This is a genomic window from Vallitalea guaymasensis, from assembly GCF_018141425.1.
Lineage (GTDB): Bacteria > Bacillota > Clostridia > Lachnospirales > Vallitaleaceae > Vallitalea > Vallitalea guaymasensis.
In genome coordinates this window covers 3,800,243-3,825,487 of the sequence record NZ_CP058561.1, presented here as the reverse complement: position 1 = coordinate 3,825,487, position 25,245 = coordinate 3,800,243, and the positions used below count along the sequence as shown (strand labels likewise).

Below are 25,245 nucleotides of genomic sequence, written 5' to 3'. Positions count from 1 at the left end.
TAAGGTTATTATAAGAAAAATACAAAACTTTATGGGGGTTACACTATGTCGAATTCATTCTCTATTATCAAAAAAGGATATTCACCACAGGAAGTTGATGACTTCATTATGGAGTTAGAAGATGCTATTGACGATTATAAATTAAAAGAGCAGTATATATCACAAGCTTTAGTTGAATCTCATATTACTTCTAAACAAATTATTGAAGAAGCTGAAATACGTGCATTTGAAATTGAAAAAGATGCTCTTATTCAGTTAGAACATCTAAAACATGAATTGGACAACACTAAGAAAAAACTTGAAACCTTTAAAAACGACTATGATATCTTTATAGAACATTTCAAGAATTCTTTTACAGATACTGAATTACAGACAATACTAGATACTATTGATGAAATAGATAATATTATTAGTGGTACAAAAAAAAATAAAGCTGGTTGATTATCTACCAGCTGCATGATTTTCTTCGTATCAATTCATAATTGACTTTTTTTACTTTTCTACTTACTTTATCTTTATTGATTAATCTATTAATAAGGATTTTGGCTGCTTCCCTACCTATTTTATCAGCATGTTGATTAAATGAGGTGAGACCTACTTCAAATATCGAATCAATATAAAAATCACCAAAACTGATTAATGCAATATCTTGTGGAATCTTCAGACCTAACCTTGCTGCTTCCTTATAGAATAGTAATGCTGTAATATCATTAAATGTTAAAACTGCCTGTAGGTCTTGATTTTTCATCAAATATTCTCTAATATTTTTACTTATTACATTATAGTCATATACATTTTCTTTCTTAGTTTCAGTACTTCTAACTATAAGATTTTTATTGACTTCAATATTATTATCTTTCATTGCTTGAATAAGTCCATTAACTCTTCCTCTAGTTACAGATGATTCAATAGAGTATGGATAATAATAGCCTATGTTCCTATACCCATTTTTTATGAAAATGTCTCCAGCTTCATATCCAGCATCAAAATCTTCTCCAATGACTGCATCAAATGGAAGTGATTCAAAGTATCTATCAATACATATAATTGGTATAGGCGAATCAATGAATTCTTTTAATCTTGTAGTTTCTTCATCTTCAAGACATCCACATAAGATTATTCCTTTTGCACCATCTTTTATTGAATTATTGATTTTATCGTATTGGGTTTTAGTATCATTCATTGAGTAATAAGTAGCTAGAGTTAATCCACCTTGTTTCAAGATCTTCTCGGCACCTAATATAATACTAGAATTAAATTCGGAGAATAATAAATTATTATCATGGAAAATAAGGTCAACCCTATTGCTTTCTTCTTGTTTACCACGTAATGAATTCTCTTGAACGAATGTACCTACACCTTGAACTCTATATATATAATTTTCTATAACCAATTCGTCAATGGCTTTTCTTACAGTTACTCTACTTGTATTAAATAATCTACAAAACTCATTTTCGCTTGGAATAGCTTCCTTAGGCTTATAGACTCCACTAGTGATACGCTGCTTAATATAATTTTTTAGAGTTTTGTACTTAGGTTGTATATCCATATTTTCACCTTATTTTATAATTTCTAGATATTTTTTATACTTATCATCCAAGTCAGTATTGTCCTCAGGTACATATCTTGCGATTTCGATTGAATTACGTACAATCTCACGACCTTGTCTTATATTCTCAATCTCTCCCAATCCAATTGCTTGAAGTAATATGTTACCCATTGATGTAGCTTCTTTTGGTCCAGTGATTACTTCTTTTCCAGTTGCATTGGCTACTAATTGGCATAATAACTTATCTTGGATTCCACCACCAAACATATGTATAGTATTATATCTTTTATTGGTAGTTTTTTCAATTCCTTCAATAGTATATTTTATTGTTAATGCCAAACTCTCTTCAATGACTCTGACAATCTCACCAATTGTTTCTGGTACAGGCTGTCCTAATCCCTCACAGAATCTCTTAATCTTATTAGGCATATCGGAAGGAGCGTAAAAGAGTTTATGGTCAGGGTTGATTATAGACGTAGTTTTTGCTTTTAATCCTTCTTCAACCATTTCACCGAATCCTATATCAATTCCATCTTTGTTCCACTGTCTTTTTGATTCTTGGATAAGCCAAAGTCCCATGATATTCTTTAGAAGGTTAACTTTACCACCAACTCCACCTTCATTGCTGAGACCATAATTTTGTGTGGTTTCATTAACTAGAATACCTTCGTTTTCAACACCTACCATAACCCATGTTCCTGTAGCGATAAAAATAAAGTCTTCTTCTATGGCTGGTATAGCGGCGATAGCAGAGGATGTATCATGGCTTCCTACACTTATCACTTTACAATCATCTATATCAAGTTCTTCCTTAATATCATCTGTAATATTTCCTATTTCATGACCTGGTTGAATTATCTCTGGAAATATCCTTGAAGGTAACCCAACTCTATCTATCAAATCATAATTCCAATCATTTTTATGGTAGTTGTATAGCTGTGTAGTTGTAGCTATTGTATATTCAGCTTTTTTGACCCCTGTTAATATATAGTTAAATAAATCTGGCATAAGCAGCATTGTCTGAGCATCTTCCAAGCGACTTAAGGCAGTCTCAGTTTCTGCTAACAGCTGATAGATGGTATTATATTGATTACAATCAATACCACTAAGACGTATTAGTTCCTCTTTTGAAATAAATTCAAAGCACTTGTTGGTCATATTATCGGTTCTTGAATCCCTATAATGGAAAGGACTTGTTATAAGTTCACCATCTCCGTCAATTAGACCATAATCAACACCCCATGTATCAATTCCAATACTTTTTATATCTTCACCGTCATTCTTACATTTAATAAGACATTTCTTTATTTCATAAACTAATCTTAGAAAGTCCCATTGTAAATGATTTCTAAGTTTTACAGGCTCATTTTCAAATCGATGTACTTCTTTTAGAATAATCTTATTATCCTTAAGTTCTCCTATTATACCTCTACCACTACTTGCTCCAAAATCAAATGCTAACATTTTCATATGCTGTCACCCCATATTTTATTAGTTTATTTTGACTTGTAATTACTTGTAATTACAAGTATAGTTATAATATACTTTACTAACTGTTTTTTGTCAATTAAAAATGTGGCATTGGAGTAATACTTATCCCCCAACAGCCACCTTTTCCAAAACTTATATATTATTTATTTCCCGCAAGCCAATTAGCAATATTGACAAAGAGAGTATTATAACATTCCCAACCAACAAATTCAGGCGATCCCCAATGAGGAGCTATATCACTAGCAAATGCAAAGGTTCTACCTTTTCCATAATTACCAGCTGCCATAAATGTATGTTCACCGCATTTGGCTATAACCTGAGCATCTTCTTTTGCTGTCAATATATTATATCCTAAGAAATGAGGCCAATCTTTTGATACTCCGTCAAGAATTGGATGATCTTCCATAATTATTTCTGGTGTAACACCTTCAGGTGCTTCAAAACGGTCATCGGTAACCATCATGTTAACAGGTAAAATTTCTTCTATAGGTGTTCTTGCATACTTTGCCTTGGCTTCTATACCTTGAAAAGATAAATAACCACCCATCATAGCAAAGCTGCCGCCTTTTTCTACATATTCTTTGATAGCTTTCAATCTGTTATTGGTAATCTTGCCTTTGACAAAAGTATCATTGTGCAATACTAGTGTATTACTACCTATATCACTTAATACAACAACATCATACTCTCCTAATTTTTCAGCAGTATCCGGAAATGAAGTAGCCGCTACATGTGCAGGCATATATTCAACTTCAATTCCTCCACTCTTGAAAGCATTGATTAAATCCCATCCTCCTTCTTCATAGGTGGTTGTAGTGAACTGATCAAATCCTTTCATATGAACTGAATGTATAACCCATGATTCTCCAACAAATAATAATTTCATTGCTTGTCACTCCTTTTTTTATGCTTTATATTAATACCTCAACTTATGATTATAGGTATTATTTCTTGTTTGTTTACATCTACAAGTCCCAGGTCAGTCAATCTTACATTAGGAATGACAGGTAATGAAAATGATGCTACCTGTATGATAGGGCAAGTAGCCTTTAAACCTAATTCACTTATCTTAGCTTTCAGTAATGCTGTTTTTGGTGCAAGCTCATCTATCTTTTTATCTGACATAAGACCTGCTATTGGTAGTTCAATTAATGCTTCAATCTCACCATCAACGACACATACTATTCCTCCCCCTACTTCACATAGAGTATCTACAGCTTTCATCATGTCATCTTCATTCTTACCTACAACCGCTAGATTATGTGTATCATGTGATACTGTACTTGCTATGGCTCCATGAGTAAGACCTAAGTCTTTTACTAAACAAGTACTCTTTTTACCTTTTTTTCCATGACGCTCAAATACTGATAGTACTGCTAAATCTTCCCTATCACTGATATCAACATAACCTTCTTTGGTATTAAGAGTAATCTGTTCTAGATCTGTTATGATAGGTACTTCCTTATTGAATGCTATGATATTCATAGTTGCTTCATCTTTATCCGAAGCTATTCTAAAATCTTCCTTAGTAGGTTTTTCCTCGAAAATAACTGTATTTCTATTTTCTAAAGGATAGTTTTTATTTGGTATAGGCTTAACCATTTTACCTTCTTTTGCTACCAATTCTCCCTTATAGAATACTTCATTGACAACGAATTCTTCTAGCCTGTCCAAAAGAACTATGTTTGCATATCTTCCTGGCGCTATCAATCCAATGTCATCTTTGTTTAATAACTTTGATGCATTGTAGGTAGCCATCTTAACTGCTTCAATTGGTGGTATGCCTTCCTTGATAGCAACTCTGATAACATGGTCCAAATGCCCTTCTTTCAATATGTCGTCTGGCTCTCTATCATCTGTACAAAAAGTTGTTGTAACAGGATAATTGAATTCTTTTAGAACAGGTGCTAAAGCTTTTATATCATGTACAATAGAGCTTTCTCTACATTCTAGAGTCATTCCTGCCCTTAGTTTGTATCTTGCTTCTTCAGAAAAACTGGTTTCATGGCAAGATGATATGCCAGTTGATAAATATGCTGACAACTCTCTCCCAACAAGAGATGGTGCGTGACCTTGAAGGAATTTGGTGTGATTTTTCGCTGTCTCTATAATTTCCATCATTCTCGAACTTTGATTGATGACTCCTGGGAATCCATTACTTCACCAAGTCCAGCAACCCTATCCATTTTCATGAGTTCTTCAATCTCTTCTTTTCCAAACTCTGCTCCTGCAGTTTCCACTCCAAGTGCAGAAGGTATACAAGAAGGAACTAATACATTTACCATAAGTGGTATATCTTCGCTGGATTCATAGATATATTTTACCCCTTCCATACCAAGAACATTACCTATTTCATGTGGGTCACAAGCGATTGTTGTAGTCCCATGAACTACAATGGCTTCTGCCATATTGGCAACTGTCATCATACTGCTTTCTGTATGCACATGAGTATCAATCAATCCAGGTATCGCATATTTCCCTTCTGCATCATATTCCTTATTTCCACTTAAAGGAGCTTCATTAGGCTGATTGACATGACCGATCTTTCCGTCAATAATACTAATCTCAGAATCATAGACTTCGCCAGTTATAATATTAACCAACTTAACATTTTTGATAACAGTATCATATAATGTACTACCTAGAATTGCGTCAATAACTTTACTTCTCTTCAAAATAACCAATCTCCTTTACATAATTATTTACATAAACAAATAGCTGCACTCGTATTAATAATTGTTTTTATATATAAATCTACTTAGGAGTAGATGTACTATCTCTTACTATGAGATTAGGCTGAAAGGAAACAACTTCATCTTTTAATTCTTTTTTATCTATAATATCAATCAACATTTTTGCAGCTTCCTGTCCCATTTCATATGTAGGCTGGGAAACGCTGGTAAATGCAAAATTATTAGCTGGTATATCTAGAATATCATCAAAACCTACAATGGATATATCTTCTGGTACTTTTTTTCCATGAGCCATTGCCGCTTCATATGCTCCCAAAGCGTTAAAATCGTTAGCACAGAATATAGCAGTAACGTCATTATATCTATTCAGTATGTTTTCTGTGTTCTTAAACCCAGAATCAGCTTTATATGTTCCTTTTAGTATTAATTCTTCTCTAATAGGTAAATTAGCTTCTTCTAGAGCTTTTCTATAGCCTTTCACCCTTTGTAGATTAGTAATACTTGTATCTGGTCCAGATAGACAAGCGATATTTTTATGCCCTAATTCAATAAGATGTGTTGTGGCTTTATATGCTCCTGATTCATTATCTACACATACGCAGTTAACATCCTCTGCTATTTCATCCAAAAACACGAAAGGTATATTGCCTGCTGTCAGGTTAGAAATATATTCCTTATCTTTACCATTGCTTACAGTAATTATAATTCCATCTACTCTTTTTTCTCTTAAAATCGATACGTAATTCTTTTCTCTTTCTATATTCTCATCTGTATTACACAAAAGAACCATATACCCATTCTTATAAGCGATACTCTCTACCCCGCTTACCATCTTAGGAAAGAAAGGATTGCATATATTCTGAATAACCAATCCAATAGTATATGTTTTCTTTGTTACCATTCCTCTAGCTAACCCACTTGGTGTATATCCCATCTCGTCAATCACTTTTTGAACATGCCTACGCATCTCTTCTGTTATTCCTTCTGTCTTGTTGTTGATAACACGAGAAACTGTAGCTGTAGAAACTTTTGCTTTTTCAGCAACATCTTTAATGGTCATCATATCACCTGCCAATTCATTAATTATAATTCCTATTAAATACCAAAAATAATGCATGTAAGAGTTTACGTAAACGCTTACATGCATTACTATATCATACCTGTCCCATAAAAGCAACCTTACATATGTTAGTTTTTCTATTTTTTGAGTTCAAGCTCTTTTTTCAATCCTTGATAACCCATCATAACAATCCATACATAAGCTAAGGTCTTAGGTATCATCAGTATACCTATCACAGGATAAGTATTTGATAAAAGGACAACAGGAATGTAAAATCCAAAAGATAATACAATTGCCAACCACATAAAACGAAACTCATTGTCATTATGTTTCTTAGCTTCTTTATAGAAGATATAAATAATAATCAATCCTAGTAGTGCAAAAGGTATATTACGGTAAATTCCCCACTCATAGGATGCATTGTAGAGTAACCATTGATTCTGTGGAAACATACACAAAACAATTCTAAAAACAGCTAAACCATAGATTACATATGTCAAATTGCTATACTTTTTAATATCATAACGCAGTCTCCATATATGATATAAGATAACATAAAAAACTGTCATAGTAATTGAAGTTATAAGTTTTCCAATGCCAAGTGCAGCCGCATTAGCTTCTAATCCTGTAGTTAATAGACCGTATGCCCTTGGTATAAGATGAAATGCATCACCACATCCTAGAATTATTGCCATAAATCCAAATAAGCGATACTGCACTTTATTCCCACTATGTTTTAATATGAAAATACCAATTGTGATGACCGTTCCTAGATACAAAACATCAAAAATCGTCTCCATGATTCCTTGCATAAAAATACCTCCCTATATCATTTGAACATTGTTCATTTTTATTTATAAAATAAATGCCCTCAATCCATGGCATTATTTTTAATATTTATATGTATAAGATTCTATTCAATGTCTCTACAAAAAACTGTAAATCTTGTTCTTTTCTACGAAGCATATCAAGCATACAATCGAATATAAATACTGATAATCGTTCCTTAGTAAAAACATCTGTCCAAATACTAGATTTAATGGTCTTTTCTTCCGCTAACATCTTAACAAGTATAGTCTGTATCTTTGCAAAAAAATCGTGCTCTCTCTTTCTTCCAAAAGACTTGTCACATGATTTTAACAAGGATAATTGCTCTAGCCAATTCTCTTGGAACTGATCAAGATATTGAAACAGATTGTTATATATATCTTCTATTTTCTCTATGAAACCTTTCTCCATTGTTATACATTTATTAATATCAATAAAGGCATTTTCCCAAAAGTCCTCAACAACTGAAAAAAGCAGATCATTTTTTGTTGGGAATGAATTGTATACTGTACCAATAGAAATATTACATTTTTTAGCTACTGATCTAATATTAATTGCAGAGATGCCTTCTTTCAAAGCAATCTCTTTTGCGGCGCTTAGTATCTCTTCTTTTGGATTGTCAGAAAACTTCTTCATAAACATAACCTCACATCTGAACATTGTTCAAGTAAATTATATCATAATAATACTATACCTACAAGTTGAAATCAATCTGTATAGTATAATTCTTAGTTTTATAAATTAACTCTTTTAATAAAAGCCTTTGTTCTTTCATTTTGAGTATTACCAAATACCTCTTCTGGTGAACCTTGTTCCACTATAACTCCGCCATCCATAAAAATAACATGATTGGCAACTTCTTTTGCAAAGCTCATTTCATGAGTTACTATTACCATAGTCATATGTTCTCTAGCCAAATCTTTAATAACTTTCAACACCTCTCCTGTAAGCTCAGGGTCAAGGGCTGAGGTTGGTTCATCAAAGAATAATACCTTTGGATTAAGGGCTAGGGCTCTTGCTATTGACACACGTTGCTGCTGTCCACCTGACAATTGACATGGATAAGCTTCCTCTTTGTCAGATAATCCCATTTTGACAAGCAATTCCCTACCTATTTTATAAGCTTCTTTTTTGCTCTTTTTCTGTACATGAATAAGAGCATCAGTCACATTCTTCATTACTGAAAAATGAGGGAACAGATTGAAATTCTGAAAAACTAGACCATAATAGCTGTATATTTTCTTTAACTCCTTATTAGAAGCATATTTCACTATTCCATTGTCACCAGTACTTACAGCGCATTCTCCATTATAGAATATTTCACCTGAATCAATTCTTTCTAACATAGTTGCACATCTAAGAAGAGTTGATTTTCCTGAACCTGATGGACCGATTATTGCTACAACTTTGCCTTGCTCTACATTCAAGGATATATTTTTAATTACCTCAAGGTCATCAAAGCTCTTTTTAAGATTATTTATTTCTAATAATTTCATTTACAATGACCTCCTATCTATAGTAATCCAAACTCTTCTCTATTTTCTCCATTACTGTCGCTACTATAAGGTTAAATACATAATAGAAAATACCCGCTACTACAAATGGAGTCATATTTGATTGTGCAGATGCTATAGCTTTAGCTGCTGTAAACATCTCTGAGAATGATATTACAAAAGCTAAAGAAGTATCTTTTACAAGGGTTATGACTTCATTAGTTATAGAAGGTAATATTCGTTTTATAACTTGAGGCAGGATAATCTTAATGAAGGTCTGTACTCTATTGTATCCAAGAAGTTTAGCTGCTTCATATTGACCTACAGCCATAGATTCAATTCCACCTCTATATATTTCAGCAAAATATGCTGCATAATTCAATGAAAAACCTATGATTACTGCACCAAAACGATAACTTCTAGGCATACCTATCCCAAATAAATAATATGGTCCAAAATAAACCACCATCAATTGCAGCATAAGCGGTGTTCCACGCATAATGGATATGTATATCTTAATAATATTCCTAAGTATAAGGTTTCTAGAAATCCTTCCTATTGATACTAATAGACCAAGAGGAAGAGATATCACCAAAGTAAGAGTGAATATCTCTATAGTTTTCAGCATACCTTCACCTAATTTAGATAATAAAACTAGTAAATCCAAGGTTATCCCCCTAACATTAATAAAACGTAATACTGTGAAAAGAGGCTATGCCTCTTTCCGTATAATTATTTCTTGATGGTAGTGATATCTTTTCCAAACCAAGTAGTAGAAATTTTTTCTAGAGTACCATCATCAGCCATTTCTTCTAATGTTGTTTGTACTTTATCTCTTAACTCTTCATTTCCTAGTAAGAATCCAACTCCATATCCTTCAGAAGCTAAAGATTCATCTAATATCACAAAGTCAGCTTTCTTTTTCTCAATATGATAACCTGCTACAATATAATCCATTGCAACTGCATCAACTGCTCCTGATTGAAGATCCATCAAAGCCATATTGTAGTCCGCTGCTTTTATATAATCTCCAAAAGTATCTACTAGGTCTTGACGTTCTGATAATGCCGCTTCTGCACTGGAATCAGCTTGTGCTACAATAGACTTACCAGCCAAATCAGCAAAAGTTTTAATATCCGAATCTTCTTTTACAACAAATACTTGTTTATTAGACATATATGCATCTGTCCAAGTATAATTATCTTCACGTCCAGTAATTGTAAATCCATTCCAAATACAATCTATATTTCCAGACTTCAATTCCATATCTTTTGCATCCCAAGCTATAGGTTGTAGAACTAGCTCGAAATCCAAACGTTTTGCTACTTCAGCAGCAAGGTCAAGATCAAATCCAGTAAATTCTCCATCATCTCCAACAAATCCCATTGGTGGGAAATCTTGATCAAATCCTACTGTGAAAGTGCTTTTTTCTTCGTTGCCTTCGCCATATGTATCGTCTGTAGTTTTTTTGTTTGAACAAGCTGTAACGCTTATTAGTAAAATGATTAGTGTGAATAGTAAATAACTCTTTTTCATAGTTGTTCTCCTTAATATTATCTCTTATTTAATTGTAAAGTAATTTCACCTTGCTATGTTATCACATTATCATATTAAAGTAAAGTTCAATTATTCCCTAACCCCCTTAATCACCAAAATGTTTATTATCATACCTTAATACATTGTATGATAATTTCATCTAGTAAATATTTTTATAATACTATAATTTGTATTTTAGGATATATAATGCAAAAAAATGTTAATATATATTGAAATAATTAGATATATGTCTTAAAATATTATTATACTATAAGAGGGATGTGTTAATATATGGAAGATGATCTATTTATTAAAAGGATTAATAAAATAGTTATTGCTTTAACGTATTTAGCAGCATTTGCAGCCAGTGGCGGACTTATATTTGATTACATGAACCATACTAGAAGACTCTATGAAGTTCTGCTAATAATATTTGTTACATTTACAGCAGCCATATCAAGTACTATCATCTACAGAAAACGAGTTGATTCAACTGTCATTAGAACCATTTGTATGGGTTCTTTAATTTTTTATTATGGTTTTCTGTACATAACTTATCCGACATTCTTACCATTCATTTTTATATTTCCAATATTGACTATAGAAACTTTATACGCCTCCCAGAAAGGTTTACTGGTGGATAGTATATTTGTTATACTGATTAATATTGTTGGCACAGTAATAAGACTACAAGAAAATGTGGTAGATACAGAGTTGAAATCTCAACTAATCATGCAATTCGGAACTATCATCGGTTTTATTGTAATTCTATATATAATAGTTTGTGTATACTCAGATTCAATGAAAAATGTTAATAAAAGTATAAAAGAGCTTAAACTTGCTAAACTAGAACAGCAAAATATTCAAAATGACATATTACACCTAATGAATATCTCAAATAATAATTCAAAATCAGTTTATGACATAGTAAAAGAGACTTCTGAATCCTCTGAAGTACTAGTTGATAATATTACCTTGGTAACGGACAAAATGAATTATAATACTGAGCATATACAAAACGAGGCTAACTTGATAAATAGTGTTCAAGACAAAATGATTGAAATAACTAAGCTATCTAATGAAATGAAAGATTCTTTTACTGACATGCATCAAATGGTATATACCAGTAACGATATATCGGATTCATTAACTGATAAGAGCAAGGAAGTAAAGGATAAATATAATTATGTTTACAACGGTATGAAAGTACTGAAAAACAAAACCAATGAAATAAGTGATATAGTAAAAATAATCACCAGCTTATCAGAACAGACTAATCTATTATCCCTTAACGCATCAATAGAAGCTGCTCGTGCTGGAGAATACGGTAAAGGATTTGCTGTAGTAGCTGATGAAATAAGACAATTAGCAGATCAGTCAAAAGAGTCTATCGGGAATGTTTCAATAATCATTAATGATATTATTGATGAAGTAGATAAAAACGTTGAATCCGTTGAAACAGCAAAAAATCTTAACAACAAACAAGAATCCTTGATAATTGAAAGCAAGAATTCTTTAGCAAATATAAGTGATAGTGTTGACTTGGTCAAAAATAAGATGGAAACAGTTAATGATCAAATATCATATGCACTTTCAGCCACCAAAAAAATTAATGACTCTATTATTAATACCAAAAAGACATCTGAAGAAATCTTAGCTAATTTTGATGATACATTAGATATCTCCAACAAGCACATAGATAGTTCTAATACTGCTATGAATCTGGTAGAAGAACTCATAAATACCTCACAGGAAATGGAAAAATATATAAGTTAAAAATTGGGCTGTATCATAATACAAATTATCGTGGATAGCTATAGTAGTGCCTATCTTACTAAAGCTAGTACGATAAATAATGTATTCTGAAACAGCCCCTTAATTTTCAATCGTATCTCTGTACAAAAAATTATAAGGATTCTCCTATAATAATTTCATGTGTAATAACCATATTTTGTATTTTATTACCATTTTCAATAGCTTGGCTTATTGAATCAATAGCTATTGCTCCTATTTGTTCAATTGGATAACTAACCGTCGTTAAATGTGGTTCAATATATTTCAACATATTAATATTATCAAATCCCATGACTCCAACTTGGCTAGGGATTTTTATTTTCTTTTCTTTCAAATAATTAAGAACCTCTAAAGCATATATATCACTTGTACATAGTATAGCAGTTTTGTATTCCAGAATATTGATAGTTTCAAGCTCTCTAATATAATCTTTTGATTCAATGATAATAGATTCATGTTCCATATTTACTTGACTAAATCCTTCAAACCTTTGTTTCAAAGCATAAATATTATGTGTATCTTCATAGGCAAGTGGGGGACTTATGTAAATAATTCTATCATACCCTTTATCAGCAACATATTGGGTTGCGTCTTTCATGGCTCTTCTATCATCAACGCTGATATATGGTATCTTATTGGATATTTTATTAGCCAATGATACTACAGGTATATTGAATTTTTGAAGCCATGAAGAATAATCTTTTTTATTATTTACAGAACACAATATTAAACCATCAACTTGTCTCCTTATCATACTCTCTACACATTTTTTTTCAGTATCTTTATCATAATGAGTTAACGCCAAATCAATATGATAATCTTTTTCTTTAGCTTTTTCTTCCATAGAATTAATTAGGCTAGAGAAGAATTCATTATACAGGTTAAAAACTATTATACCTATTGTATTGGTTTTACCTCTTTTTAAACTTCTAGCTATATAATTAGGTTTATATCCTAGTTCTTTTGCCTTTGCCAATATAAGTTCCTTTTTCTCTGGATTAATCTTTCCACGATTATTCAAAGCTCTATCCACAGTCCCTCTTGAGACATTACATGCATCAGCGATATTTTTAATTGTTACAGCCATATAATCACCTAAATGGATTTTTATTTTCTATAAATCATGAGTTTAGTATTTTGTTTAATGCTTATTGTTTCATTAAACTCAATACTACCTTCATTGAATCTGTGATTCATTATCTCTTCATTATTTTTAACAGCTTTAATTTTATCTTTTATAAATGATAATTGCAAGGTTTTTATCTCAAGTTTTCCATATAATACGGTTAATTGTACAGTTTCATTATTGCTAGTGAATGTACCCCATGCATTACCAATAGCCCAGAAACACTTGAAATTATCCTGATTGATGACTGGATTGAATCCTATTGCTTGATTGACCATATCAAATTCAAAACCACTTAATGCTAATAAAAGACCATAACTAGCCATAGAACGTGCATAATTACTGCCACACTCAAATTCATTCCAAGGATTTCTTTTATAACCATCGTATCTATCCCTTACGGCTTTAACAATCTCCAATCCTTCTGAAATCATTCCTTCTTGTATCATATGTGTCGCCACTTGATATTCAAAACCATTCATCGTTTCTTCTGCATATGGAACAGGGACTATAGGCTTATATTTATCGTCTGGCCAATCACATATTACAATTCCACCTTCTTTGTCTAAACAGTATACTCTACATGGGTTATAGAAATTAACCATTGTTGGTTTAAAGTTATATTTATATAAGGAATGTAAAGTTTTTTTAGTATTTTTAGGGTCAAATATTTCTCCTAAACCTATAATATTTGAATGCCATTGGGCAATTACCTGATCGATAATACACCCTTCTCCAATTTGATATTTAATTTCTTTAGACTCTTTATTCCAATACGAGTCTATAGCGCTATTATCATCATTAGTAACATATTCTTTCAATATTTCTTTGTCTTTCAGATCTATTTGCTGCTGGTAATATTCACCGTTGAACAGATTGTTGTCTACCCATTTTTTACCTCTGTTGAAAATGTCTCTATATTCATCTGCTGTTACTTTTTCCCCTAGGAATTCAGCCATCTCAGCCCCCGCTTTCAAAGCTGCAAGATAGAATCCTGTTAACCATGAATTAGGTCCGAAAAGCTCCATGTCAAGGGTATGATGCTGTCTTCCAGTCAACACCCCTGATTTCTCTGGGTCCCATTTATCATAATTGGTTGATTCCCAAGCATATTCAATGGATTTTTTAACAGCTTTCCAGTTGGATATCAACCAATCAGTATCACCTGATATCTTCCATTCACGATATACTTTGATTACATCACCAAATTGTCCATCGGCACATGCCCTAAAATCACTGATCTCTCTACCTAATGGCAATCGTAATCTGAAACACATTTCACCATTTTCTTTTTGATTATATTTATAATTCAAATCCCTCATGGAACGTTCTAAATTAGGGAATAAAAAGGGTAGTGCATATGCATAATTCCATACATGAGTACAGCTTCCTTCACAACTTCCAGTATCTTCATGACAACCCTCCCAACCATAAAATTCACCATTTTCTAGTCTTAAACAAGTTGGTGATTTCAATATTGAGATATTAGCCGATAATGCATCAATCACTTGAGCAGGTAAAGTTGAATCAAATAATGCCTCTTTGAATGTTAAGGTCTCTTTATATAATCTGTCCCAATTTTTATAACAGTATGTAGCTACATCTGTGGAATCTTCAAATATAGTACTATAGTAATTCTTCCAATAATTTTTACTAGTATCCTTGTATTCAGGCTCTTTATTAAATTCATCCCAATAGTTGTAACAATTAGGGAAATACCATGAAAGAACATATTTTACTTTTTTGGTCTCTCCTGGATTAATTGATATTGTTGCAGATATCATGCAAACATCGTTTCCAGTCAAGTTATCCATTTCAATAGTCTCATTTTTATCATATCTTCTATTTTTATAAGCTCCAAAAGAAGTAAATTCACGCCAATAAATCTCAAGATTATCGAACCATCTACCCCTAAACCAATATTCCTGATGATTAATATTGTTTGAATCTGTAGCTATTGATGCATTTCCATAGTTGTAATCTTTCTCCTGATATCCACCTGACATATTCATGATATGTAGCCCATCAATATTCTTGTATCTATTGATATTTATCCCTTTTAATGGATTACTCATGGCAAAATTGATTGTATAGTTTAACTGTTTATCAGTTATGTTTTTAACTTCTATATCAAAAAATGAAGCTGGAATACTTGAATCCTTATCATTAAGTGGTATAAAAGGGTTAAATGCAGTAAGCTTGATTAGTCCAGGAAAGCTATCGTCTGATAAATTAATATTTGCTATAGGAAATTCTCCTATGAATTCAACGTTTTCAAATTTTGGCAGCCCACTCATTGTTGTACGATTGACACCATGACCAAATCCTCTCCATTTATTTCCTGTGCCTGTATATGGAGGTTGAAGATGACCTTGTAATATTCTGGAATCAATAACTTTCTGTCCATCTTCGGCTTTAACAGCGAAATGTGTAAACCCATTATTACTATTTTTATTTGGTCTATTAAAAATCTCCCAATCTATTAATCTTCCGTCTCCTGCCAACCCAATACATCCAGCTCCTATTCCCCCTAAAGGGAAGGATATTTCTTTTGTTTTTTCTCCAATATAAATTCCCATACATACACAACCTACCTCTCAATTAATAATATGTGCTCGAGCACATTTAATTTTATCATCATATTTAAACAAAGTCAATTATTTTAAAATTTACACTCAAACTTCTAGATTATGTAAACCTATTTTATATTAATTTATATAAAAAACAGGAAGATCTATACTCTCTAATCTTCCTACTGGGTTTATAATTCATTTATTTATTTAATGTCTATTGCTTCCACTGGACATTGTTCTTCAGCATCCTTAGCATCTTCTAATGTATCATCTGCTATCTCAATATCCTTAGCAATGGCTTTTCCTGTTTCATTATCCATTTCAAATATTTCTGGACATATACTTGGACATAGACCACATCCAATACAAGTCTCTTCATCAACAAATCCTTTCATAATCAATAACTCCCTTCTAATCTTTAGATATCTATACACTAATTTAGTATTCTCCAATTAGAAGATTCTATTACAATGGATTTGTCTATGGCAACTTATTTCCTGCTACTCTATATATCTCATACCATTCTTGTCTAGATAAGTTAACATCAGAAGCCTTACAGATATCTTTTAATCTCTTAAGGTTGGTTGTTCCGACTATTGGCTGTATCTTAGCAGGATGTCTTAAAATCCAAGCAATGGCTATAGCAGTATTAGATACTTTCTTGACTTCTGCTATTTCATTTATTTTATCATTTAACTCTGGAAATTTATCGTTATCCAGAAATACTCCTTCAAAGAAACCATATTGGAATGGGGACCAAGCTTGGATTGTAATATCATTAAGTCTACAAAATTCCAAGACACTTCCGTCTCTATCTATAGAAGGATCTATCTTCATATTAACATTCAATCCAGAATCAATTATCCCAGTATTTGTAATACTAAGCTGTAATTGATTAATGATTATTTTATTCTCAAGATATTTATTAAGTAACTGCATCTGCATAGGATTTTGATTGCTTACTCCAAAATACTTTACTTTTCCACTTTCATGAAGCTTAGAAAAAGCTTCAGCCACTACTTCTGGCTCCATTAGTGTATCTGGTCTATGAAGTAATAATACGTCCACATAATCGGTTTTTAACCTTTTGAGACTGCCTTCTACAGATTCAAGAATGTGTTCTTTAGAAAAATCATAATAACCTTTTCTTATACCACATTTTGTTTGAATTATAATATTTTCTCTGATACTAGGATTCATGTTAATAGCCTCAGCAAAAACTTCTTCTGATTTCCCACCACCATAAATATCTGCATGGTCAAAAAAGTTAATTCCTTCCTCTAATGCAGTATTTATATGTTTTGAGGCTTCAGTTTTTGATAGATTATTTATTCTCATACATCCTAATGATATCTCGGATGCTTCAATTTTATTGCCAATTCTTATATTTTTCATATGTCTATCTTCCTTTGTCTATGATTCTAGAATTTTATTCCATTTTTTTAGTTCATCGTTATCTGTTCCAACATTAGTTACTGTAATATTTGGATAATGCTCTAATCTTTCTCTGACTTTCTTAGCAGTCTTCATTACTTCTTTGTTTTTTGATGTTGAAGTACCTTTTATCTGCTCATATAATGCTCCATCATTGATCTTAACTGTTATATCCTTATCTCCAAACTCTTTGAGTTTCTTTAATAGTGTGAGTAACGCCCAGTGAGTGACAACCAAAGGCTTTCTATATTCTCTCCAAACTGATTCTTTGCAAATAAGTTCATCATCATCATATATACAATATCTAACTTCTATATCTTCATTCTCTTGATAAGTTGAAATCCCTACTAAATAAGCTGTAATCATGGTTACCTCCGTTAATTATATAGTTTACCTTAGTTTAACACTTGTATTCATTTTTATCAATTATAAGTTAGTCTAGTTTTTATTCGTATTGAACGAACCCAAGACTTTCATATAAAGTCTCAGTTATGTAATAAGACCTAGGTAATCCTTTATCATCTTGGTAAGCATAGATTGCCAGCTTCATCTGTTCACCGTATTTTCCATCGCAAAAACCTTTATAGTAACCAAGTTCTCTAAGTCTCTTTTGAACAGCATAGACATCGGAACCAATATTACTAGGTTTCAATGTTCTAAAACCATCTCCAAAAGGTCCATATGGTCCTTGAACTATTGTAACCTTAGTTCCATATGGGATATATTTTTTTAACTCCTTAGCATCTTTATTATACATTCTGATGCAACCTTTTGAGAGTCCACTTCCTATACTCCACGGTTCATCTGTACCGTGTATACCGTATTTTCCCCAGGGTACATTAAACCCCATCCATGTTCCACCAAATCCTTCTCCCCAATTGGCTTTACTCACAATATTCCATGTACCCAGAGGCGATGGAGTACTATACTTACCACCTGAAACAGGATATTGCTTGTATATTTCATTATCTTTAAAAACGTACATGATATAAGTATCAAGATCTACATGTATAAAATAAGGATTATTCTTTTGACTAAAAAACACTTCCAGCAGATTTTCATTGGTCTTTTTCATACATATAAGGTTTGCTACACTTATAGCAAGTATAACAGTTAATACAATTTTTATGTACATATATTTCATACTACTAATCTCCTTTAAGTATGTACTCAATAATACAAACTTGTTGCGTCATATTAATAATATGAAATACAAACTGTCCATTATAACAAAAAATTACAACAGTATAAAAAAAGTTCACCTGAGTGAACTTAATTTCTACTATTTCTTCCCTATCTCCCAACTCCTAGCTCTTTCCCTGATTTTCCAAAACTCTTGATATCTGCCCTTAACTCTTGCAAGCTCTTCGTGAGTTCCTTTTTGAATTATTTTACCTTCATCTATTACTAGAATTTGATCAGCTTCTTTTATAGTAGCCAAACGATGTGCTATTACGATAAGAGTCTTATCCTTAACTAATGCACTGATGGCTTCTTGTATATATCTTTCATTATCAGGATCTACACTAGCTGTTGCTTCATCAAGGAGTATGATAGGTGCATCTTTCAATATGGCTCTAGCTATGGATATTCTTTGTTTTTCACCACCAGACAAAGATGCTCCTGCTTCACCTACCATAGTATCATAACCCTTATCAAGTGCCATAATAAAATCATGACATCTTGCCTTTTTCGCCGCCTCTATAACTTCTTCTTTTGTAGCTTCTGGTTTACCGAATTTAATATTGTTCATTATAGTATCTTTGAACAAATATACATTCTGAAAAACAATACTGATATTTTTTAGGAGGCTGTCACTAGTCATAGTCTTTACATCTACTCCACCTACCAGTACTTTTCCTTTATCTGTATCCCAAAATCTTGCAATCAGATTAGTTATAGTACTTTTACCACATCCTGATTTACCAACTAGAGCTGTCATACTGTGCTCTGGCACCTTGAAACTAATATTCTTGAGAATATCCCTTTCTTCGTATGCGAATGTTACATTCTTGAATTCTATATCATAACTATCAATATATATATCTTTCCCATCTTCATCTATAAGAGGTAAATTCTTCAATTCCTCATAACTATCAAGTCCTGCATCCATGATCCTAACAACTCCTGTAAGTCCACCTAATACTTTGAATGGAATATACATCTGGAAAATATAGATCAACATGGTTAACATGAAATAGCCATCTAAGTTACCTTTCATGAATAGATATGTAATCAATAATATAGTAGCTCCTGTACCAACAACAAATACTAGTTCAAACCAAAACAAAGGCTTCATGAACTTTTTCTCAAATTCAATTGATGTATCTCTGGAATCTTTATACTCTTTTTGAATTTTTTTAGCTCTTTTACCAGATAGATTAAACGATTTTACCACTGGTATACCTTCAATGTATTCTAGAACTGCATCAATCAATCGTGCTTGGGCTTTAGTACGTATCTTTGCATGATGCACCCCTACTTTTTGAATATTTTTTAGGGTAATATTAGCACCAACAAGAATAATAAGGTTGACGATTCCTATTCTGACATCAATTATCAACATGAATATTATACTAAGTATCATGCTGATATAACCGGTTACAACTTTTGACATTGATGAAATACCGAATTCTTCAGCAAAAGACATGTTTGTCGTAACAATAGATGTTATCTTTCCAACATTCCCGCTTGTAAAATATCCCATAGGAATTCTCTTGATGCGGTCAGCAAATAATAATCTTTCTCTTTCAAAAATCTCATACCCTGTACCTGATTGAAACCCATCAATTAATCTTTTTAGAATAGTTCTTATGATAACACTAGAGAACATGACTATACCAACAATCCATGCTTGTTTCATTGTTGCCTTTTCTTCCAGAATCAGATAAAAAACATATAATACAAGCATCATTGGCATCTGAGCACATATACCTTCGAATATACTTAGTACAAAAGCAATTTTTATCTTATAAGCAAATTCATTTGCAAGCTTTATTATTCGTTTTACAACACTAAGCATAATTTCCCTCCTCTATTTTAATATTCCATTCCATAGATTTCATGTGAGCATCCCATAAAGCTTTGTAATCCATAGAATTATTGAGAAGTTCATTATGAGTACCCTTATCTACTAATTTACCATCATCCATAACTAATATCTGATCTGCGTGTACAATAGTTGATAGACGATGTGCAATAATAATCAGTGTCTTATTGGCAATCAGATTATTAAGAGCTTCTTGAATCTTATCTTCATTTTCTGCATCTGTTGATGATGTAGCCTCATCTAGAACGATAATCGGCGCATCTTTAATCATTGCTCTTGCTATAGTGATTCTCTGCTTCTCTCCAACAGACAATTTTTTACCTGCATCACCAGCAGATGTATTATACCCATGTTCCAGATTCATTATAAAATCATGGCACCCTGCCATCTTTGCCACTTTTATGACTTCTTCATCTGTTGCATCCGGTTTTCCTATTCTTATATTCTCCATTATTGAAATATTGAATAAAAAAGTATCTTGAGCCACATAACTTATATACTTGGATAATCTATCAAAAGTCATGTTTTTAATGGAAACACCACCTATAGTTATGTCACCTCCACCAATATCCCAATAATGAACCAGCAATTTTGCTAAAGTACTTTTTCCACTCCCTGATCTACCTACTATAGCTGTCATACTATTTTCTTCTACCTTGAATGATACATCTTTTATTACATCCTTTTGTTCATATGCAAAAACTACATTTTCATATAGGATTTCATTACCCACAGGTGACTGACCATTATCCTCGACAGTTAAGCCTCTTTGTTCCATTGTTTTCTCTAATTCGTTGATTTTTTTGCTCACATGGGTAAGTAATCCCACATACTCCAGTAATCTTACAAGAGGTACACTGATACTTAGAGTCAGTAACACAGAAAAGATAAATGTTGATAGTGGTAATGTACCTCTTATATACATTGAAAATCCAACAGGTAGAAGTAATAAGATAGTACAAGGTAGAATCGCTGCATTCATAGCCATCAATGTCCATGAATCTCTATACAATGCTAGTGTAAAATCTTTTAATGTTGTTATAGCATTTTTATACTTTTCAAATGAAGTAGCCGTCTTATTAAAGATCCTTACCACTTCCATACCGTGGATGTATTCTACAATTGCAGCATTGGCTTTACTTGAGGCTTTATAGTAATCATCCATCTTACCGCTTAATCTCATCATAAGAGTCATAGCAATTATTCCAAAAGGAATAGAACCCATTGATAGTAGACCCATACGCCAATCTATGATAAATAATATTATAAAAACAATTAATGGCATAACCACATATGGAATCCCTTCTGGAATCATATGCGCTATATAAGCTTCCATACTGTCAATATCATCCACTAGATTCTTTTTATATTTACCTATCCCTTCCTTCTGTATATCTCCAATTGAAAGAGTCATTATTTTATTAGTAAATTTCACTCTCATCCCCATCAAAGTGTCATATGCCGCATCATGAGATGCGCCTAGTCCTTGTAAATAGAATATAGTTTGAAATAGGAGAAATAATAATATTCCACCAGCCATAATTAATAAATAACTTAATGTAAAAGGCTTGTCATCAACAAATTTTATTACTATATCATAAATCATGATATAAGGTATTATACCTGCTATAACACTCAAAAAAATCAGTGTCATGGCTTTATATACTTTGCTTTTATAATCACTTGCATATCTTATAATCTTTCTAAATCCATCCATTCAGACATCCCCCTTCTTAACCTGTTTCAATAATTTTGATTTTGTCTTTTCAGATAGCTGGTAACTATCAACTACTTTACCTTGTTCTAGCTGAATGATCCTGTTACAAGTCTTCAATATGAATTCATAATCATGGGATATTACAACAATGGATTTACCTTGCTTTTTTGATTCTAACAAATTATCACTAACTCTCTCCATGTTATCTCTATCCAGACCACTGGTAGGTTCATCAAAAAATTGTATAGAATGATTCTTGAACCCAGCTATTGCAATAGTCAGTCTTTGTTTTTCACCACCTGAAAGTGTAGATGGATGCCTATCCCGATAATGAGATAAATTGAACTCTTTTAATACATCATCAATAAGATTATTTTCATAATTCTCTTTCTTATTACCCAATATAAGTTCATTGTAAACACTGTCAGCAAATAGTTGATAGTCTGAATCCTGCATAACGAAATAAGTATATTCCATACGTTTCTTTCTCTTTATCTGTTCTCCATTGATATATATATGTCCCGATTGTTCTTTCATCAACCCGCAAATGGTTTTTACAAGAGTTGTCTTTCCTGAACCACATGGACCAACAATCCCTACTATCTCACCTTTATAAATATCAAGATTAATATCTTCAAGAATAATCTTCTTATTTTTTACTAATTTTAGATTCTTTACTTCAAGAACCTTTTCTCCAGTTGTTTTTCTGTTGATATCTAGTGAATGATTAACATTTACTGGTACATTCTTCAAATCAAATGTACGTATACCTTTTTGCTTTAAGACAGTATCTTTCATATTTACTAACTGTTCTTCACTCATATCTTCAATAATCTTACCCTTGTCCATATATAATATTCGATCAACCAGACCTAATAAATAATGAATTCTATGTTCTACAATTATGATTGTATGACCTTTTTCCTTAAGAACCTTCATTACTCCCCTAAGTTTAACTATAGATTCAATATCTAGATTAGCTGATGGTTCATCAAAGACGATTATGGACGGATTCATAGCATATATAGAAGCAATGGCTATTTTTTGTTTTTCACCACTTGACAACTCATGTACAGATCTATTCAATAAATCTTCTATACCTAAATACTCTGAAACTATCTTAATGCTCTCATTCATATGCTCTCTCTCATAACCGAGATTCTCCATTCCAAATGCTATCTCACTAGTAGTATTTGTAGTAAAAAACTGTGATCTTGGATCTTGGAAAACTGATCCTACTTTCTTAGATACATTATGTATTGGTTCATTCCCAACATCTATATCATACACATAAGCCTTACCACTTATTTGTCCCTCATAAAAATGGGGTATCAAGGCATTAATAGCACGTGTTAGGGTCGTTTTTCCACAACCACTTCTCCCTGTCACTAAGATACATTCACCTTCATCTATTTTTAGGTTAATTGTATCCAACCCTAGTTTTTTGACATTATTATATCTATAACAAAATTCATTCAAGGCGATGGCTGTTAATCCCATATAATCACCATCCCTCCTGTAATTATTATGTATAGAATATAGAAGTAATCTATAAACCTTAAATATAATTTATTTACATTAGTTTTTTTGCAAGGATAATCAATGGCTCTTGTCATAGCAGATGCTGCCAATTCCTCTGCTATCTTGCCACTTCTAGATAATAATGGTACCAATAGATATTCTATGGTTCTAAAAGGCTTTCTGATGAAACCATAAAATGATAGTTGAATGTTACGAATTGCCATACTATCTCTTATAATTTTAAGCTCTATAAAAATAGTTGGTATGAATCTTACAGTAACTGCAAAGGGCACAATAAGAACTCTAGGAAACCTTAGTTTGTTTAACGCTCCTATAAGTTCTGTAACATCTACCGTTCTGATTATTATAGTTCCCATCATACAAAAAGGCATAAAACGAACTAATATGAACATTAGCGTACCAATAGAGCCAATAACTTGACTATCGATTATATTAGGTAATACAACATAGCAAAACAGCAATCCCAAAGATAGTAACATATATTTTACAGCAGGTCCTATTACACCTAATGCCATCATCACTAGAATCATACTTAATATATAACCAAACATGCTCTTCCATGATTCTATGTTAAAAAATATAATCCCAGTAACTACAACATGAAATAGTTTTATTCTAGGGTCAAAAGTAATCCATCCTGACTTCTGCCTTTGGAAATTACCAATCATCACATTATCCATTGTATGATAATTCCTCTCTGTCAAAATGTTTTTTTAATAACTTTATTCCAAATACTCCACCTATGACTGCTCCAATAATAGTAGCTATAAAAGCAATAACTCCCATAGGTCCATGTACAAGATTAACAATACTTGTTATATAATCAGCTTTTCCTCCTAATTCTTTGGAAAGCTTGATGTAATAGTCACTGAAAAAGATGATTACACCAAAACTAGTACCGTAAAATCCGAGGATGAAAACTACAAATGACAGTACCATATAGAATTTCTTTCTATATTGCCCTATGTTAGCAATTATTTCAGCCAATATACCACCAATTGTAGTGAATATAACCATATGCCAAAGACCCATCAATGTCCAGATCAATCCTTGAATGATACCACTAATCACTATTGTTCCTTTTTTAGGTGAACGGCTGATAATCAACATATAGACTGGTCCTAGAGCTATGCTTCCAATAGCATAGAAGAACAGATAGAATACAGGTACAATCCCAACAATCATTCCAATTATTAGCACCAAAGCAAAAAAGACTGCATTATAGATTCCAATTGCAATTAAATTCTTACTGGTCAGCTTATTTCTATTAATTCTTTCCATAGCGAACTACTCCTTTTATTTTAGTTTTTCCTGATATTAATAATCAATATCATTATGCTAGCAAATATAATTCTAACAT

At 32.2% G+C, this 25,245-nt stretch carries 24 protein-coding genes; 2 read left to right on the top strand and 22 right to left on the bottom strand.

Features of this window, described 5'->3' with window-relative positions; genetic code table 11:
• The first annotated feature begins 45 nt into the window (after window positions 1-45).
• Window positions 46-441, top strand: a complete 396-nt coding sequence (locus HYG85_RS16430; RefSeq protein ID WP_113673986.1) for a hypothetical protein — start codon at window positions 46-48, stop codon at window positions 439-441.
• A gap of 4 nt (window positions 442-445) precedes the next feature.
• Here the strand turns inward: HYG85_RS16430 and HYG85_RS16425 are convergent, their stop codons facing one another.
• The 11 genes from HYG85_RS16425 to HYG85_RS16375 all read right to left on the bottom strand — a co-directional run bounded on the left by HYG85_RS16425 (window position 446) and on the right by HYG85_RS16375 (window position 10,650).
• A complete protein-coding gene (locus tag HYG85_RS16425) occupies window positions 446-1,549 on the bottom strand; it encodes a GntR family transcriptional regulator (protein WP_212690556.1) in 1,104 nt (367 codons plus the stop codon).
• Between the two features lie 9 nt (window positions 1,550-1,558).
• Entirely contained in the window at window positions 1,559-3,019 is a 1,461-nt protein-coding gene (locus HYG85_RS16420; RefSeq protein WP_212690555.1) for a rhamnulokinase, read from the bottom strand.
• Window positions 3,020-3,179: 160 nt separating this feature from the next.
• The gene (locus HYG85_RS16415; protein ID WP_113673983.1) at window positions 3,180-3,926 is read right to left on the bottom strand and encodes a glutamine amidotransferase; all 747 of its coding nucleotides are present in this window, start codon (window positions 3,924-3,926) and stop codon (window positions 3,180-3,182) included.
• A 38-nt stretch (window positions 3,927-3,964) separates the two neighbouring features.
• The gene (locus tag HYG85_RS16410; protein WP_212690554.1) at window positions 3,965-5,161 is read right to left on the bottom strand and encodes an adenine deaminase C-terminal domain-containing protein; all 1,197 of its coding nucleotides are present in this window, start codon (window positions 5,159-5,161) and stop codon (window positions 3,965-3,967) included.
• Complete coding sequence (locus HYG85_RS16405) at window positions 5,158-5,715, bottom strand: amidohydrolase family protein (RefSeq protein WP_212690553.1); 558 nt, start codon at window positions 5,713-5,715, stop codon at window positions 5,158-5,160. The genes HYG85_RS16410 and HYG85_RS16405 overlap by 4 nt, the downstream gene beginning before the upstream one ends.
• Before the next feature lie 79 nt (window positions 5,716-5,794).
• Window positions 5,795-6,796 (bottom strand): LacI family DNA-binding transcriptional regulator, encoded by a 1,002-nt coding sequence (locus tag HYG85_RS16400; protein WP_212690552.1) that lies wholly within the window; start codon window positions 6,794-6,796, stop codon window positions 5,795-5,797.
• Between the two features lie 134 nt (window positions 6,797-6,930).
• Window positions 6,931-7,605: a hypothetical protein gene (locus HYG85_RS16395; protein ID WP_212690551.1), complete on the bottom strand. Its 675-nt coding sequence runs from the start codon at window positions 7,603-7,605 to the stop codon at window positions 6,931-6,933.
• A gap of 85 nt (window positions 7,606-7,690) precedes the next feature.
• Entirely contained in the window at window positions 7,691-8,257 is a 567-nt protein-coding gene (locus HYG85_RS16390) for a TetR/AcrR family transcriptional regulator (protein ID WP_193774589.1), read from the bottom strand.
• Window positions 8,258-8,355: 98 nt separating this feature from the next.
• Window positions 8,356-9,117, bottom strand: coding sequence for an amino acid ABC transporter ATP-binding protein (locus tag HYG85_RS16385; protein ID WP_212690550.1), 762 nt, complete (start codon window positions 9,115-9,117; stop codon window positions 8,356-8,358).
• Window positions 9,118-9,130: 13 nt separating this feature from the next.
• The gene (locus HYG85_RS16380; RefSeq protein ID WP_212690549.1) at window positions 9,131-9,781 is read right to left on the bottom strand and encodes an amino acid ABC transporter permease; all 651 of its coding nucleotides are present in this window, start codon (window positions 9,779-9,781) and stop codon (window positions 9,131-9,133) included.
• Window positions 9,782-9,846: 65 nt separating this feature from the next.
• The gene (locus tag HYG85_RS16375; RefSeq protein WP_113673976.1) at window positions 9,847-10,650 is read right to left on the bottom strand and encodes an amino acid ABC transporter substrate-binding protein; all 804 of its coding nucleotides are present in this window, start codon (window positions 10,648-10,650) and stop codon (window positions 9,847-9,849) included.
• 291 nt (window positions 10,651-10,941) lie between these two features.
• Here HYG85_RS16375 and HYG85_RS16370 point away from each other — a divergent pair, with 291 nt between their 5' ends.
• The gene (locus tag HYG85_RS16370; protein ID WP_212690548.1) at window positions 10,942-12,426 is read left to right on the top strand and encodes a methyl-accepting chemotaxis protein; all 1,485 of its coding nucleotides are present in this window, start codon (window positions 10,942-10,944) and stop codon (window positions 12,424-12,426) included.
• A 130-nt stretch (window positions 12,427-12,556) separates the two neighbouring features.
• On the opposite strand, the gene HYG85_RS16365 is transcribed toward HYG85_RS16370, so the two are convergent.
• The 11 genes from HYG85_RS16365 to HYG85_RS16315 form a co-directional block, all read right to left on the bottom strand.
• Window positions 12,557-13,531, bottom strand: coding sequence for a LacI family DNA-binding transcriptional regulator (locus HYG85_RS16365; protein WP_212690547.1), 975 nt, complete (start codon window positions 13,529-13,531; stop codon window positions 12,557-12,559).
• Window positions 13,532-13,551: 20 nt separating this feature from the next.
• Complete coding sequence (locus tag HYG85_RS16360; protein ID WP_212690546.1) at window positions 13,552-16,149, bottom strand: GH116 family glycosyl-hydrolase; 2,598 nt, start codon at window positions 16,147-16,149, stop codon at window positions 13,552-13,554.
• Between the two features lie 197 nt (window positions 16,150-16,346).
• Entirely contained in the window at window positions 16,347-16,538 is a 192-nt protein-coding gene (locus tag HYG85_RS16355; protein ID WP_113673972.1) for a ferredoxin, read from the bottom strand.
• Between the two features lie 85 nt (window positions 16,539-16,623).
• The gene (locus HYG85_RS16350; RefSeq protein ID WP_212690545.1) at window positions 16,624-17,538 is read right to left on the bottom strand and encodes an aldo/keto reductase; all 915 of its coding nucleotides are present in this window, start codon (window positions 17,536-17,538) and stop codon (window positions 16,624-16,626) included.
• An 18-nt stretch (window positions 17,539-17,556) separates the two neighbouring features.
• Window positions 17,557-17,943 carry a reverse transcriptase-like protein gene (locus HYG85_RS16345; RefSeq protein ID WP_212690544.1) on the bottom strand — a complete coding sequence of 129 codons (387 nt, stop codon included), beginning with the start codon at window positions 17,941-17,943 and terminating at the stop codon, window positions 17,557-17,559.
• A gap of 79 nt (window positions 17,944-18,022) precedes the next feature.
• A complete protein-coding gene (locus HYG85_RS16340) occupies window positions 18,023-18,721 on the bottom strand; it encodes a L,D-transpeptidase family protein (RefSeq protein ID WP_113673969.1) in 699 nt (232 codons plus the stop codon).
• A gap of 138 nt (window positions 18,722-18,859) precedes the next feature.
• Window positions 18,860-20,599: an ABC transporter ATP-binding protein gene (locus HYG85_RS16335; RefSeq protein ID WP_212690543.1), complete on the bottom strand. Its 1,740-nt coding sequence runs from the start codon at window positions 20,597-20,599 to the stop codon at window positions 18,860-18,862.
• A complete protein-coding gene (locus HYG85_RS16330) occupies window positions 20,592-22,343 on the bottom strand; it encodes an ABC transporter ATP-binding protein (RefSeq protein WP_212690542.1) in 1,752 nt (583 codons plus the stop codon). Before HYG85_RS16330 ends, HYG85_RS16335 begins: the two co-directional genes overlap by 8 nt.
• Window positions 22,344-23,843 (bottom strand): ABC transporter ATP-binding protein, encoded by a 1,500-nt coding sequence (locus HYG85_RS16325; protein WP_212690541.1) that lies wholly within the window; start codon window positions 23,841-23,843, stop codon window positions 22,344-22,346.
• On the bottom strand, window positions 23,834-24,565 hold the full coding sequence (locus HYG85_RS16320; protein ID WP_212690540.1) for an energy-coupling factor transporter transmembrane component T family protein: 732 nt from the start codon (window positions 24,563-24,565) through the stop codon (window positions 23,834-23,836). The genes HYG85_RS16325 and HYG85_RS16320 overlap by 10 nt, the downstream gene beginning before the upstream one ends.
• Complete coding sequence (locus HYG85_RS16315) at window positions 24,558-25,166, bottom strand: MptD family putative ECF transporter S component (protein ID WP_212690539.1); 609 nt, start codon at window positions 25,164-25,166, stop codon at window positions 24,558-24,560. The genes HYG85_RS16320 and HYG85_RS16315 overlap by 8 nt, the downstream gene beginning before the upstream one ends.
• Window positions 25,167-25,245 lie beyond the last annotated feature (79 nt).

What these genes read in the sequence shown, in the direction of transcription:
- HYG85_RS16430 (WP_113673986.1), top strand. Translation starts at nt 46, where the DNA reads ATGTCGAATTCATTCTCTATTATCAAAAAAGGATATTCACCACAGGAA.
- HYG85_RS16425 (WP_212690556.1), bottom strand. Translation starts at nt 1,549, where the DNA reads ATGGATATACAACCTAAGTACAAAACTCTAAAAAATTATATTAAGCAG.
- HYG85_RS16420 (WP_212690555.1), bottom strand. Translation starts at nt 3,019, where the DNA reads ATGAAAATGTTAGCATTTGATTTTGGAGCAAGTAGTGGTAGAGGTATA.
- HYG85_RS16415 (WP_113673983.1), bottom strand. Translation starts at nt 3,926, where the DNA reads ATGAAATTATTATTTGTTGGAGAATCATGGGTTATACATTCAGTTCAT.
- HYG85_RS16410 (WP_212690554.1), bottom strand. Translation starts at nt 5,161, where the DNA reads ATGATGGAAATTATAGAGACAGCGAAAAATCACACCAAATTCCTTCAA.
- HYG85_RS16400 (WP_212690552.1), bottom strand. Translation starts at nt 6,796, where the DNA reads ATGATGACCATTAAAGATGTTGCTGAAAAAGCAAAAGTTTCTACAGCT.
- HYG85_RS16395 (WP_212690551.1), bottom strand. Translation starts at nt 7,605, where the DNA reads ATGCAAGGAATCATGGAGACGATTTTTGATGTTTTGTATCTAGGAACG.
- HYG85_RS16390 (WP_193774589.1), bottom strand. Translation starts at nt 8,257, where the DNA reads ATGAAGAAGTTTTCTGACAATCCAAAAGAAGAGATACTAAGCGCCGCA.
- HYG85_RS16385 (WP_212690550.1), bottom strand. Translation starts at nt 9,117, where the DNA reads ATGAAATTATTAGAAATAAATAATCTTAAAAAGAGCTTTGATGACCTT.
- HYG85_RS16375 (WP_113673976.1), bottom strand. Translation starts at nt 10,650, where the DNA reads ATGAAAAAGAGTTATTTACTATTCACACTAATCATTTTACTAATAAGC.
- HYG85_RS16370 (WP_212690548.1), top strand. Translation starts at nt 10,942, where the DNA reads ATGGAAGATGATCTATTTATTAAAAGGATTAATAAAATAGTTATTGCT.
- HYG85_RS16365 (WP_212690547.1), bottom strand. Translation starts at nt 13,531, where the DNA reads ATGGCTGTAACAATTAAAAATATCGCTGATGCATGTAATGTCTCAAGA.
- HYG85_RS16360 (WP_212690546.1), bottom strand. Translation starts at nt 16,149, where the DNA reads ATGGGAATTTATATTGGAGAAAAAACAAAAGAAATATCCTTCCCTTTA.
- HYG85_RS16355 (WP_113673972.1), bottom strand. Translation starts at nt 16,538, where the DNA reads ATGAAAGGATTTGTTGATGAAGAGACTTGTATTGGATGTGGTCTATGT.
- HYG85_RS16350 (WP_212690545.1), bottom strand. Translation starts at nt 17,538, where the DNA reads ATGAAAAATATAAGAATTGGCAATAAAATTGAAGCATCCGAGATATCA.
- HYG85_RS16345 (WP_212690544.1), bottom strand. Translation starts at nt 17,943, where the DNA reads ATGATTACAGCTTATTTAGTAGGGATTTCAACTTATCAAGAGAATGAA.
- HYG85_RS16340 (WP_113673969.1), bottom strand. Translation starts at nt 18,721, where the DNA reads ATGAAATATATGTACATAAAAATTGTATTAACTGTTATACTTGCTATA.
- HYG85_RS16335 (WP_212690543.1), bottom strand. Translation starts at nt 20,599, where the DNA reads ATGCTTAGTGTTGTAAAACGAATAATAAAGCTTGCAAATGAATTTGCT.
- HYG85_RS16330 (WP_212690542.1), bottom strand. Translation starts at nt 22,343, where the DNA reads ATGGATGGATTTAGAAAGATTATAAGATATGCAAGTGATTATAAAAGC.
- HYG85_RS16325 (WP_212690541.1), bottom strand. Translation starts at nt 23,843, where the DNA reads ATGGGATTAACAGCCATCGCCTTGAATGAATTTTGTTATAGATATAAT.
- HYG85_RS16320 (WP_212690540.1), bottom strand. Translation starts at nt 24,565, where the DNA reads ATGGATAATGTGATGATTGGTAATTTCCAAAGGCAGAAGTCAGGATGG.
- HYG85_RS16315 (WP_212690539.1), bottom strand. Translation starts at nt 25,166, where the DNA reads ATGGAAAGAATTAATAGAAATAAGCTGACCAGTAAGAATTTAATTGCA.